The organism is Paenibacillus sp. FSL R7-0273 (assembly GCF_000758625.1).
Classification (GTDB): domain Bacteria; phylum Bacillota; class Bacilli; order Paenibacillales; family Paenibacillaceae; genus Paenibacillus_AQ.
In genome coordinates, this window is sequence record NZ_CP009283.1 from 7,256,010 (window position 1) to 7,269,383 (window position 13,374).

The 13,374-nt window shown below is 51.4% G+C and carries 11 protein-coding genes; all 11 read right to left on the reverse strand.

The window, feature by feature from the left end:
• Positions 1-56: 56 nt before the first annotated feature.
• Positions 57-1,604, reverse strand: coding sequence for a peptidoglycan DD-metalloendopeptidase family protein (locus tag R70723_RS31175; protein ID WP_039878018.1), 1,548 nt, complete (start codon positions 1,602-1,604; stop codon positions 57-59).
• 340 nt (positions 1,605-1,944) lie between these two features.
• Positions 1,945-2,577, reverse strand: a complete 633-nt coding sequence (locus tag R70723_RS31180; protein ID WP_039878019.1) for a hypothetical protein — start codon at positions 2,575-2,577, stop codon at positions 1,945-1,947.
• Between the two features lie 219 nt (positions 2,578-2,796).
• Positions 2,797-4,083 (reverse strand): adenylosuccinate synthase, encoded by a 1,287-nt coding sequence (locus R70723_RS31185; RefSeq protein WP_039878020.1) that lies wholly within the window; start codon positions 4,081-4,083, stop codon positions 2,797-2,799.
• Positions 4,084-4,296: 213 nt separating this feature from the next.
• Entirely contained in the window at positions 4,297-5,658 is a 1,362-nt protein-coding gene (gene dnaB, locus R70723_RS31190) for a replicative DNA helicase (RefSeq protein ID WP_039878022.1), read from the reverse strand.
• 1 nt (position 5,659) lies between these two features.
• A complete protein-coding gene (gene rplI, locus R70723_RS31195; RefSeq protein WP_039878024.1) occupies positions 5,660-6,106 on the reverse strand; it encodes a 50S ribosomal protein L9 in 447 nt (148 codons plus the stop codon).
• On the reverse strand, positions 6,103-8,112 hold the full coding sequence (locus R70723_RS31200) for a DHH family phosphoesterase (RefSeq protein WP_039878025.1): 2,010 nt from the start codon (positions 8,110-8,112) through the stop codon (positions 6,103-6,105). The genes rplI and R70723_RS31200 overlap by 4 nt, the downstream gene beginning before the upstream one ends.
• 11 nt (positions 8,113-8,123) lie before the next feature.
• On the reverse strand, positions 8,124-9,041 hold the full coding sequence (locus R70723_RS31205) for a DUF2232 domain-containing protein (protein WP_039878026.1): 918 nt from the start codon (positions 9,039-9,041) through the stop codon (positions 8,124-8,126).
• 6 nt (positions 9,042-9,047) lie between these two features.
• Entirely contained in the window at positions 9,048-9,359 is a 312-nt protein-coding gene (locus tag R70723_RS31210; RefSeq protein WP_039878027.1) for a MazG-like family protein, read from the reverse strand.
• A 201-nt stretch (positions 9,360-9,560) separates the two neighbouring features.
• Positions 9,561-9,992, reverse strand: a complete 432-nt coding sequence (locus R70723_RS31215; protein ID WP_039878028.1) for a CBS domain-containing protein — start codon at positions 9,990-9,992, stop codon at positions 9,561-9,563.
• 176 nt (positions 9,993-10,168) lie between these two features.
• A complete protein-coding gene (locus R70723_RS31220; RefSeq protein ID WP_047171284.1) occupies positions 10,169-11,206 on the reverse strand; it encodes an LCP family protein in 1,038 nt (345 codons plus the stop codon).
• A gap of 398 nt (positions 11,207-11,604) precedes the next feature.
• A complete protein-coding gene (gene opp4A / locus R70723_RS31225; RefSeq protein ID WP_039878029.1) occupies positions 11,605-13,323 on the reverse strand; it encodes an oligopeptide ABC transporter substrate-binding protein in 1,719 nt (572 codons plus the stop codon).
• Positions 13,324-13,374 lie beyond the last annotated feature (51 nt).

Sequence of the window (13,374 nt, forward strand, 5' to 3'; positions counted from 1 at the left end):
CAGGTAAATATAAAGCCGCCCGAAACGGCTTCGGACGGCTGGATAGAAGGAATGAATTATTTCAGGTATTTCAACGGATTAACTGCTGTACCATTCTTGCGGATTTCAAAATGCAGGTGGGTTCCGGTCGAACGCCCCGTGTTGCCCATAATCCCGATTTTGCCGCCCTGCTCAAGTCGCTGTCCCGCAGATACCGAGATACTGCGCAGATGGCCGTAATAGGTTACGTACCCGTTCTTGTGATCTACAATTACGACATTGCCGTATCCGCTCTGCACACCTGCAAAGGTTACAGTTCCGGCATCAGCCGCTTTGATCGTACGGTTACCGGATACAAGGTCGATCCCTTTATGGGCACGCCCCCACCGCTCTCCGAAGCTGCTGGATAACGTTGCACCGCTGACCGGCCAGGCAAACATCCCTGTTCCCTCACCGACAACCTTGGTTCCCTGATAGACGACCTCCGGCAGCGATGCCTGCAGCACCGTCTGTCCCAGCCACTCTTCTTTGACAACCAGGCCGTTCTCCTTCGTCAGCCGGTACTGCATCTCCTTAAGCCCGGTTTGGCCTGGACGCACAACCTTCCGCTTCCCGGCAACCAGCTGATCGCTTGTACGCACGATAACCTCAGGCTCGGTAACCACCTGCTCTGTTACCTGCTCAACGGTTACAACGGTAAGCTCGGGCTGCGGTACCGTCAGCTGCAGCTCATCCCCGATCTGCAAAGTGAGCTCTTTTACCGCAGGGTTATTACGGAAAATATCAGCCTGCGTAATACTGAACCGCTTGGCAATTCCGGAAACCGTATCGCCTTCCTGTACGGTATAGACCAGCGGCTCTTCCTTGCCTTCAGTCAGCGCCTTAACGGCTTCGTCCACTGTCAGCACCTTGTTCGGATCAGCCTTGACCGGAACGATAGTCACGTCCTCCTCAATGGAGGCTGAATCTGCCTGCCCCGCATTGGTCGGGGCTGCTGTCTTGCTGGTGGCTGCCGTTCTCTTCAGCTGTGCGCCTGCCGGCTCTGCTGCCTCCGGCAGATAATGAGCCTTAACGCCCTGCAGTACGGCACTTGCCGTCTCCTGGTCTTTCACAATCCCGATAGACTTGCCGTCCACAGTCAATTGTACGCCAACGGCATAAGCCTTGAGCATGCCGTCCAGCTTGTCCAGTGTAGCTGCACTATCCACTTCAGGCTTATAAGCCTGCTCCTCTTCGGTAGTGATGCCCTCTGTCTGCAGCACCATTACGGAATCAGGATACTTGGTTTGGTATTCCTCACGCTTCTGATCGAACAGCTGGTTCAGCTCAGATTGCTGGCTGATCTTTCCGATTTCCTCGCCCTTTACCATGACCTTGTAATAAGTTACTGTATTTGCGGTTACATACTTCTTCTCCGCCCCGATCAGGAAGGCGGACAGCAGCACCAGTCCGGCAGATGCCGCAATCCAGGAACGCCGTAATCTGCGCGGCTTCGGTTCCTGATGAAAGACATTAGCTTCGCCGGTGGCACGGATGCCCTGTTGACTCTCTGCTCCGGATACTGCGGATGTCTTATCGCTGCCCCGCAGCTTCCCCATCCGGCGCATGAACTTAAATCCATTCATGAAACTCTCCCTTTCAATCCGCCCGTTCAGTCCGCTTCTAGAAGCGGTCAAGCTTGTTATGCGACCCCTTTTATATATTCTGCTGCATCCAGTTCTCTATTTGTACGTTAGTGTGAATGATCGTTGTTGTTGGTTATAAATAATGCCGTGAAACTTAATCATTTTGTCCCTAAAAAGGTTACAAAAAATTAACCCCTTCTAGTCCTTTTTTACTGTACCATAGCCGGGAGAAAAATTTCAACTTTGTGTACATGGCAAAACCCGCCTTTATCGCGGGTTTTTATCGATATTATGCGGTTTAAACAGGTCTGCTGTGTCCAAAAAGTGACAATTTTTGATATTATGGATTGCCGGCAGGATCCGGTGTAAGCATTTTCATTAGCAGCTCATATTCATCCTGATTTACGTATTTGGCAATAACCTCCTGTATTTCCTTAACCTCTGTTTCCGTTAAACCATCCTCCATAGCTGTAGAGATCGACTGCATCTCCTCCTGCGGAAGCTTAGTCATCAAAATATTAAAGATGCCCACCTTATCCTCTTCCGGTATGTTATCCTTCATCTCACTCATGTCACCGGGTGTCATTACAAGCTGCCCGTCCAAATTGCCTGTATCAGTATCCTCTTCAGCTGCCGGCTGTCCCATAACAGCTAATGCATCCTCAGGCACTTTCTCCTCTACCGGCTTGTCACTGTCTGGAGCAGGAGTACCTTCCTTGTTCTCTTTGTCGCTATCTGCAGCAGGCTCCTTAGTCTGGCCTGCGGTACTGCCCGGGTCAGTCTTTGCGTTCATTCCGGTCAGACTTTTGACGAACCCGCCGATGCCCGGCGCCGGGCTGTCCAGCTTAATATCAAAGCTTGCCAGAACAGACTGAATATAGGTGTTCACTACATAGGCAGTGGTCAATACCGACAATGCACTGGCCAGGACAACGATCAGGCACACACCGGTTGCATATTTAACGATTTTCATCTTCATCTCTCCCCTTGCACTCTCTCACTTCCAGTATTGACCATAAAATGCGGGGAGAAACATGAAATGTATAGCCGGGAAGGATTAATTGGCCGAAAAAGGGCATACCAAACAGCCCAGCAAAGCGGGGCCCCGGTAGGTCTATTCATTCCTGATATTTAAAAAACATATCAAAAAAGACCCCCGCAGGGGTCCTTTAATGGTAAACGTAAACAGCTATTAAATGTAGATCGGCAGTACCTGGTTAGTCTGCTCACGGTTGCGTCCCACCGAGAAAATAGCAATTGGAATACCTGTCAGCTCAGCCACGCGTTCAACATAACGGCGGGTGTTGGCCGGCAGGTCCTCCAGCGTCTTGGCTGCGGTAATATCCTCGCTCCAGCCCGGAAGCTCTTCATATACCGCTTCGCATTCAGCCAGCATTTTGAGGCTTGCCGGATAGTGGGTAATGATCTCTCCGCGGTACTTGTAGCCTGTGCAGATTTTAACGGTTTCCAGACCGCTCAGCACGTCCAGCGAGTTAAGCGACAAACCGGTAATTCCGCTTACGCGGCGGGCATGACGAACGACTACGCTATCGAACCAGCCTACACGGCGCGGGCGTCCGGTTACTGTACCGTACTCATGTCCGGTCTCACGGATGTAATCACCGGTTGCATCCCCCAGCTCTGTAGGGAACGGGCCATCACCAACACGTGTAGTATAAGCCTTAGCAACACCGATAACCTGCTTGATCTTGGACGGACCTACACCGGAACCGATGCACACACCGCCGGCAGACGGGTTAGAGGAGGTTACATACGGATACGTTCCCTGGTCAATATCCAGCATTACGCCCTGTGCGCCTTCAAACAATACTTTGGACTCAGCATCAATGGCATCGTTCAGAATAACCGAGGTGTCTGTAACATATCCGCGGAGTACTTCTGCATATTCCAGGTATTTAGCCAGAATCTCTTCAACATTCAGCGCTTCTGCTCCGTAGACCTGGGTAATTACCTGGTTCTTCTCTTCCACCAGATGACGCAGTCTCAGCTCGAACTCCTCCGCGTCCATCAGATCAGCGATCCGGATCCCGTTACGGGCAGCCTTATCCATGTAGGCAGGGCCGATTCCTTTGCGGGTGGTGCCGATTTTGTTCGGGCCTTTGCGGTCTTCTTCCAGCGCATCCAGCAGCATATGATATGGCATAATGACATGGGCACGGTCACTGATGACCAGATTCTTGGTGTCGAAGCCGTTCTCATGAATATAATTAATTTCCTGAATCAGGGCTTCCGGGTTAATAACCATCCCGTTACCGATTACGCAAGTTTTCTCTTTATAAAATACACCAGATGGAATCAGGCTCAGCTTAAATTTCTTACCGTCAATCAGAATCGTGTGACCGGCATTGTTGCCCCCCTGATAACGGGCGACCACGTCTGCGCTCTCTGCCAGAAAGTCTGTGATCTTCCCTTTGCCTTCGTCTCCCCATTGTGTTCCCACGACGACTACCGTTGACATATTCATTCCTCCGTTGGTGCCAGCTTTAGCACCATTATTTATAATAATATGGGCTCTGTACAGCTTTCTTATGTACGCTGCCCTCCGGACGCTATGCGGGTTTAACCCGCTAAAGCACAATAACCAGTGTAACAGCGGTACTTTTTAAAGTCAAATAAAAACGAACGATCACACAAAGAAATGTATGATCGTTCGGATATTGCGCATAATTCCCTAGCCTGCAAACGGTTCGGAGTGCGCCCGCTCGTAGTTGACGAACTTGTTAAAGTTCTTCAGGAATACAAGCTCCACGGTGCCTACGGGGCCGTTACGCTGCTTGGCAATAATAATTTCAATGATATTCTTCTTCTCCGTGTCCTGGTTATAGTAATCATCACGGTACAGGAAGGCTACGATATCCGCATCCTGCTCGATCGAACCGGATTCACGAAGGTCACTCATCATCGGGCGCTTATCCTGGCGCTGCTCCACACCGCGGCTGAGCTGGGACAGGGCAATGACCGGCACATCCAGCTCACGGGCTATCTGCTTCAGGGTACGGGAGATCTCAGAGACCTCCTGCTGGCGGTTCTCGCCGGCTTTACCGCGGCCCTGAATCAGCTGCAGATAGTCAATGACGATCATGCCGAGACCTTTTTCCTTCTTCAGCCTGCGGCATTTGGCGCGGATATCGGTAACTGTAATTCCGGGCGTATCATCAATGTAAATTTCCGACTCACCCAGGGCCTGGATGCCCATCGTCAGCTTGGACCAGTCATCATCATTCTTGAATTCACCCGTACGCATAATGTTGGCATCCAGATTAGCTTCGGCGCAGATCATACGCTGGACCAGCTGCGCCGCCGACATTTCCAGACTGAAGATCGCTACAGTCTCTTTGGCCCGGACCGCTACATTCTGGCATATATTCAGTGCAAACGCCGTCTTGCCGACAGAAGGGCGGGCAGCAACAATGATCAGGTCATTGCGCTGAAAGCCGTTAGTCATATGGTCAAGATCCACGAAGCCGCTCGGAATCCCCGAGGTGCCACCCTTATTCTGATGGAGCAATTCCACCCGGTCGAATACTTCCATTACTACATCACGGATAGCAATGAAGCCGCTGCCGCTCCGGCGGTTGGAGATTTCCAGGATGCGCCGCTCGGCATCACTCAGCATGATGCCTACATCCTCGCCGCCGGTATAGCCCTCGCTGACAATCTGCGTCGCTGTGCGGATAAGCCGCCGCAGCATCGCCTTTTCTTCAATGATCTGGGCATAGTAGTCCACATTGGCTGCGGTCGGCACTGCATGGGCCAGCTTAGCCAAATAGCTGACACCGCCGATATCCTCAAGCTCCCCCTTATCCTGCAGCCGGGAGGTCAGTGTAATCAGGTCAATCGGCTGGCTCTCTTCTCCGAGCTGCACCATCGCCTCAAAGATCATCTGATGCGGTTTGTCGTAGAAGTCTTCGGTGTTCACCCGCTCCATCGCCGTAATCAGCGCTTCATCATTCAGCAGAACAGCGCCTAATACAGCCTGCTCCGCTTCCAGGTTCTGCGGGGGAATCCGATCGAAAAAGAGATCTCCGCCCATTTTACTCCTCCGTTACCTGAACCGTGAGGTTAGCCTTTACTTCAGTGTGCAGCTTCACATGAATCTGGAATTTACCGACATGGCGGATCGGATCATTCAGCTCAATCTTGCGCTTGTCAATTACGATACCCTGGGTGGCTGCCAGTGTCTCAGCAATCTGCTTGCTGGTAATAGCCCCGAACAGACGGCCGCCTTCACCGGATTTCGCTTTTAACGTCAGTGTCAGCTCGTCCAGCTTCTTGCCAAGCTGTACAGCCTCCTCTTTCTCCTGCTCCTTCTTGCGCAGCTCTGCAGCAGCCTGGTTCTCCAGGGTCTTTACATTACCCTCCGTAGCCGGACGCACGAGTCCGCGCGGCAGCAGGAAGTTAGTTGCATAGCCTTCCGATACCTCTTTAACCTGTCCTTTTTTGCCTTGACCCTTAACATCCTTTAAGAAAATGACCTTCATTCGAACAGCCCCTCTTTCGCTTCAATTTCAGCCAGCACTTCCAGCAGTCTGGCCTCTGCTTCCTTACAGGTTCCTTCAAGCTGCACAGCCGCGTTGGACAGATGCCCCCCGCCGCCCAGCTTTTCCATCACAACCTGCACATTCATTCTGCCGAGTGAACGGGCACTGATGCCGATCAGGCCGTCAGGCCGCTCGCTGATGACAAAGGATGCCACCACATTCGTCATGCCGAGCAGAGTATCGGCAGTTTGGGCAATGAGCAGCTGGGGAATTTTCATCCCCGGTGCAGTTACAACCAGCGCTATGTGATCATATACCATCCGCGCATGCTTGATAATTTCAGCTTTGGAGATATACTCCTGCAGATCCTCCTTCAGCATACGCTGAATCAGGATGGTGTCTGCTCCGATCCGCCGCAGGAAGCCTGCCGCCTCAAACGTGCGTGATCCCGTATGGAGAGCAAAATGCTTTGTATCGACCGTTATTCCGGCCAGCAGCATTGTTGCCTCCAGCGGGGTCAGCTTGATTTTGTCGTGGATATACTGCAGCAGCTCTGTTACCAGCTCACAGGTCGAGGAAGCATACGGCTCCAGATAGACCAGCACCGCATCATTAATGAACTCCTCACCCCTCCGGTGATGGTCGACCACAACGATCCGGCTGGCATACTGCACAAGCCTCGGCTCCATCGTCATAGAAGCTTTATGGGTATCTACAACGATCAGCAGGGTATGCTCAGTCATAATCTGCAGTGCCTGCTCTGTACTGATAAAGCTCCGGTGCAGATCCTCATCCCGCTTAATCTGCTCCATCATCCGGGTAATGGAGGGATTCGGCCCCTCCAGGACGATACTCGCTTCCACATTGTACATCTGCGCCGCCTTAAGCAGGCCGATTGAAGCACCGATCGCATCGATGTCCGGCGTGCGGTGGCCCATAATCAGCACCTTGTCGCTCTCCTGCATCAGATCGCGCAGTGCATGGGCAATGACTCTGGCCCGGACTCTGGTCCGCTTCTCGGCGGCATTGCTCTTGCCCCCGTAGAAGGACAGCCGCTGCCCGGCCTTTACTGCAGCCTGGTCACCGCCGCGTCCAAGCGCCATATCCAGGCTGGACTGCGCCAATGCCCCCAGCTCACTGGCGGATTCTGAGCCGTACGCCAGGCCGATGCTTAATGTCATCGGCACCTTAAGATCAGCTGTCATTTCGCGCACCTCATCAAGGATCACAAAACGGCTCTCCTCCAGCGCCTGCAGACTGCGGTGATTGAGCAGCATAAGATACCGCTCCGAAGACAGTCTCCGCAAATACACCTCGAACTGCTTGCTCCACTCTGTAATCTCACTGGCTACCTTGGCAATCAGCGAGGTGCGCTGCTGGTCATCCATGCCCTGGGCTGCCTCATCAAGATTGTCCATCATGACAATGCCGATAGCCAGCTTCTCTTCCTCATAACGCTCACGAAGCACAACAAGCTCCGTAATATCGTACAGGTACAGCATCCGCTCACTGGGGATCATTACAGCCTGATAATACCGGTCATCTACACTGATCTCCTGTCTGATATCCTTCAGTGTGCCGGCATCCCTGGCGGCCTCGCGCTTAACAGGTCCCCCGCCGGCCAGTGCAGGCACGATGTCCGGAAGCAGCTCCTGGAGCTCCTCACCCACCAGCGTCTTACGGCTGAAGATTTCACTGGCGTTGCGGTTATGCCACTCTACAGTACGGTCTTCACTGTACAGGATGATACCCAGCGGAAGCTGGCTGACTGCCTCACCCTCGACCCGCTTAATCCGGAAGGACAGCCCGTTGATATACTCAACCAGATTGCGCCGGAAGGAGAGCTCCGCCTGCAGCATAGAGAAGCACAGTGTGCCTGCCAGAAACAGGCTGGCTACACCCAGAACCCAGTTATAGCTGCTGACGATGATAATAAGGACCAGCATCAGCAGGAACGCCCATACGGTATGATAGCCGTGCCAGCGTCTTTGCAGAAATTTAGGCATGACCTCTCACCCTATCGTTTCGATTTCTTCACAAGCTCCCGCAGCGGGAACGCGATGTCGATAACCCCGATAATCCAGAGCCCCGGCACCCATAGCACCAGCAGCGACAGCAGGATCGCCACAACCTTGCTCCACTTGAGCTCATGGACAATATAGAACATGAATCCGATAGTCTGAATGATAAACACAGCCTGAAGCAGCGGAAGCAGGTTCGCGCTGATCATCGGCATAAAGCCGCTGTCTGAGTTCCCGAAGATAAAGGTAATCACAACACCAATCAGATAATACCAGATAAACGATCTCGAAAGTCTCCAGTCCCGTGCAGGCTTCAGCCTTGGGACCGCATATTCCATACTGTTCAGAATAGGCCGGACAATGGAGTGGGTAATAACGGCCATGATAAAGGAGCTTATAATCAGTGTGATAGGAATGACCTGAATGGTCCGGAAGCTGATATCACTTATGTCCTTGGAGGTAAGAACAAACTCGCTTGCCAGCGGATTGCCTGTGCCCAGGTCAGCGAACATGGCCGCAACCATTTCCACTGTATCGGTTATATAGCTGGACAGGTCGAAATTGAACAGCGCCACTCCTACAACCAGCAGCAGCAAAAACTCACCCAGGATGGTTACAGTTCCGGCAAGGATGGTGGACAGCGCCGAGGCGCGTTTCTTGTACCAGCGTCCCATAACGAGCGCAGGGATCAGAAAATAGAGCGCTAACAGTACATAAACGGGTGTAATCAGGCCTACAATCAGTAAAACGGGCAACAGATGCAGAATAAACTGTTTAGTGTTCAGGGTTGTGAACAGCACTACAGCCGGAATAGTCAGAAACAATGTAGTAATGATTAGCAGCGGAGTCGATAAAGATAGCAGCAGCAGTAAGTATGCAACGCTCCATGCCACAGATGTCCAGCGGAATTTCAACAGTTTTCACCTCTTACGCATATGTTCTTCTAGTGCAGATATATCCTGGTACCATTCTTCAAGCTGATGCCCCTCCTGCTTGTGCTTCCTCAGCTTCTCCAGCAGCAGGTCATCAAGCTCACGGTAAGGGAGACCCAGCCGGCGCCCCAGTATATAAGAGCTCATAATCAGACTGGCCAGACTGTCGCCGACCCGGGCGGTACTGCCTTCCCAGAGTGCCTTAAACAGCCGTGACACCTGGTCAATCACTTCGGTCTTTAACCACTCAATTACCTTGGCGCGTTTGGCCACATCCAGATCCTTCGGCACATTGGGCATATCTCTCTACCTCCGGCAAAAAGCATTATTCTCCATTATAGCATAAATATTTCGCGGTCACACAAGGCCCCCGCCCCTTAAGGCCTACTGCCCTGCAGCCCTTCAAAACAGCCTCTTCAAAAAAGGCCCGCATTCCGTTACCGCCGGAAATACAGGCCTTGGTGCACCGTTTGCTTTTAATACTGCCGGACTGCCGGAAAGTTACAATGATTCCTGTGCCTGCGACTGCCGTGAGACAACCTTCTCGCAGTATTCAATAATCTGGCTCCGGCGGACAATGCCGATAAACCGGTTCATATCGTCGACCACCGGCACAAAGTTTTGCACCTTAGCCAAATTAATCAGATCTTCCATATCCGCATCAATGGAGACCGGCAGATTATTCATCCGCAGCGGAACATCCTTAAGCAGAAATTTGGAAGCATTCTCAAAAGTGACCGTACCACCCGAATCCTTCATGTACCATAGCAGATCACCCTCTGTCACGGTCCCGGCATATTCTCCGTTTCTGTTCAGAATCGGAACTGCCGTATAGCGGTGAAATTCCATCCTCTCCAGAGTCTGGCGCAGCGTAGAATCCAGTGTAACGCAGGCCACCTCCTGCTTAGGAAGTAAAAAAAACGCAATATTCATCTCCTGATCCTCCTCAAAGAATTCCGAAGGAATTAACCCTGCTTCTAAGGGCACCCGTAATAATACGCATTACCCGGCAAGTAGTTCCACTTCATTATACCATGAAGACAGTAAACAGCAGCCACTAACATTACACATGGCTGCTGTTTTTATAAAGGCTGTGAACTTCCGGGCAGTTACTCTGCTGCTGCTGTAGCCTTTGGCTTCAGCGCATCTTCGGCTTTTCCGGGCTCTATCAACTGGCTGACAGGTGTGCTTGCACTCATCCAGTTGTCGATCATCGCCTGTGCCTCACTAAGGTCTTCCTCATCAACGATGTCATAATAGACCCCATCGATTCTTTGTCCCTCACCCATGACCGTGAAGCTGGAAATATCCATGTCCTTGCCGCCCATGAATTTTTTGGCCAGGCTGATAATCAGCGACGGCTCCATGTCCGTCTTGAAATTCTCGCCCATGATATCAAGCAGCTCAGGAATTTTACCGATCTGGCTGATTGATAACATTTTATTCGCTACGACGTCAATAAAGACCTGCTGACGCTTGGTCCGGTTGAAATCACTGTCCTCCCGGTAGCGGGTATAGTTAAGCGCCTCTTCACCGTTATAGCTGGACTTGCCGCCTTTAATGGTGAACTTTTCGTGATCGGCGCCTTTGTTAACGATATCCTTTTTGATCGGCAGCGGAACTCCGTCAATCGCATCCACCGCATTCTTCAGCCCCTGAAAGTTAATTGTGGCATAATATTGAATATCATGGCCGAGCAGCGCCTCCAGTGTATCCTTAGCCATTTGCTGACCGCCGAAGGCATACGCATGCGTAATTTTATCCTTTTTATTATCCCTGTGCCCGATGATCTCCGTATACGTATCACGGGGAATGGATATCAGCAGAAGCTTGTAGTCTTCCGGGCGGACAACCGCATAAATCATCGTATCCGAGCGGGCCGTTTCGTTACCGCGCTGGTCCGTCCCGAGCAGCATCAGCGAAAACGGGTCACTTTTAAAGGCCACAGGCTCCGGTTTGACAGTAGTTGTATTGTCCTTAACAAGCGGTACGTAGGATTCCTCCTCCAGCTTCGCCTCCACCTGGTCCGAGAGGAACAGGTCAAAGGCCAGCACCGCAAGCGGCTTCTGGAACAAAAAGCCTCCAAGAAGGATAACGGCAAGGGTTATAAGGGCTATATACCTTTTTTTAAATTTTTTCTTATTCATAAATGGTTTCCTTCTTTATGGTGGAATATAATGATGGCTTGCTATCTATTTACAATGCCTGCCCCGGCTCTTAGCGGGCACTCATGTCTGGACTTCTCTCAGCTGCTGTTGCGTTCTGCCCCATTCGTTCGGTCTTAGTGTTCCCCCTTTCAGGAATTAGGGTCGTTCTAAAAGTAGAATAAACCTGGAAATCGGCTTTGACACAGACAATATTTCTATTGTAATCACTTAGCCCTCAAAAAGAAATAACAAAAAACGACATTTTTATTGGTCAGCAGCCGGTTGTTCCTAAAGTATATGACGCTGGAAATGAGGTTTTGATTCATTTTTTACAAAAAAAAGAACCGTTAAGTCCGCTGCATAACCGCTGCTGTGACTTAAAGGTTCCCGCCGGATGCTCAGTCAGCTTCCCTGATCCACCACTTTTCCGGCTCAACTATATTGCTTATTGAATTAACTCTCACGCCCTGCAGACGCTTGTTCACAGCCGTAATGTTCGTCCGCTCTGCAAAAAAGAGCATCGGCACCTCTTCATTAATCAGTTGCTGCCATTCATAATAAGTCTGCTTCCGGAATTCCCTGTCATACGCCTTGCCCTCAACACCTTCACGAATGAGCTCCTCGCTCCGCTCAGAGGACCAGCGGGGATAATTCCACAGGTCAGCTGCCCGCCACAGGCCGGAGGGATCAGGATCACTGGCAAGCCCCCAGACCCCGTTGAATAATTCAACCGTAGGATCATCGTTCTCCACCGCTTCATAAAAGAGGTTCAGCTCCTTCAGCTGCCCGCCGTTAAGCCGCACATCAAGGCCGACATCCCGCCAGTCCTGCATAATTGCCTTTGTCCGCTCCTCCGCTGTTTTGCTGCCGCTCATCGCATCATAATGGATGATAAGCTTCTGTCCCCGGGGATCCTCGCGCATGCCGTCACCGTTAATATCGGTATACCCGGCTTCCTCAAGCAGCGCTTCTGCCTTTTGCGGATCAAACGGATAGGTATTGATTTCAGTATCAGGGATTTTGGCCCAGCTTGTACTGGGAACCGGCGTCTCTATCAGCTCACCCAGCCCGTAGGAGAAGCGGTTGATAATCCCTTCCCGGTCCAGTGCATAATACATCGCCTGCCGCAGCCGTTTATCGGCAAACTTCGGATTGTCCATTATGTTCTGCTGTGCCGTCTCGTCCCAGCGCCCGAATTTGAAGCCTATGTATTCGTATGATAATTCCGCTGACTGCAGCAGTGTTATATTATCAAGCTCTTTTACAGCAGTATACGTATCCCTTGGCACCGTTCCGATGTCCAGACTGCCCTCTTCCAGTAAGCCTGTCAGCTCTCCATCCCCGACAACGGTATAGTTGACTCCATCCAGCAGCGCCTTGCCTTTGTAGTAATGGTCGAACCGCTTCATCCGGACAAGCTGGCCGGGCTGAATTTCCTCCACCTCAAAGGGTCCAATTCCGATCGGCCGCTTGCGCACCTGGTCACTGTCCGCCATATCCTTTACGGCTACTCCCTCAAAATACTTTTTATTCATCGGATAAGGCCACAGATTGTCGATGGTATTCACCCTTGGAGAATTAACCGTAATCTTCAAAGTATACGGATCAATGACCTTAATTCCGGATAGCTCCTCCGCTTCCCCCCGGTGATAGGCCTCAGCACCCTTGATCATTTCTACGCTGTAATACCGGGGACCTGTGTAATCCGGGCTGGCGATAGTCTCCAAAGCGAACTTCCAGTCCTCAACCGTCAGCTCATCGCCGTTATGCCAGCGCACACCCGGTCTTATTTTAAATGTAAATTCGGTATGATCCTCGGATTCCTTCCAGGACGCAATATTAGGTACAGTCGTAAGATCATCCCTTACTGTGAACATCCCTTCGGTAATGAAATCAAGCACATTGGAATCATCCTCCCCTTCAAAAAAAGCCGGATCGAACATCCCCTGAAACGGAGAGGTATAAGCATAGGTAACGGTACCGCCGGGAACCGCCTTGTCCTCAGCCTTGTTGTAGCGTACCGCGTAGGAATCGCTGCTTTTGCCTCCTGCACCGTTGCATGCCGTTACAATAAAGGTTGCCAGCAGCAGCAGCGTGCCGATTTTGATTTTATGCATGTAGTTCTTCCTTTCTGAGGTACAACCTACTAATGAAAGCGTTTTCTACAC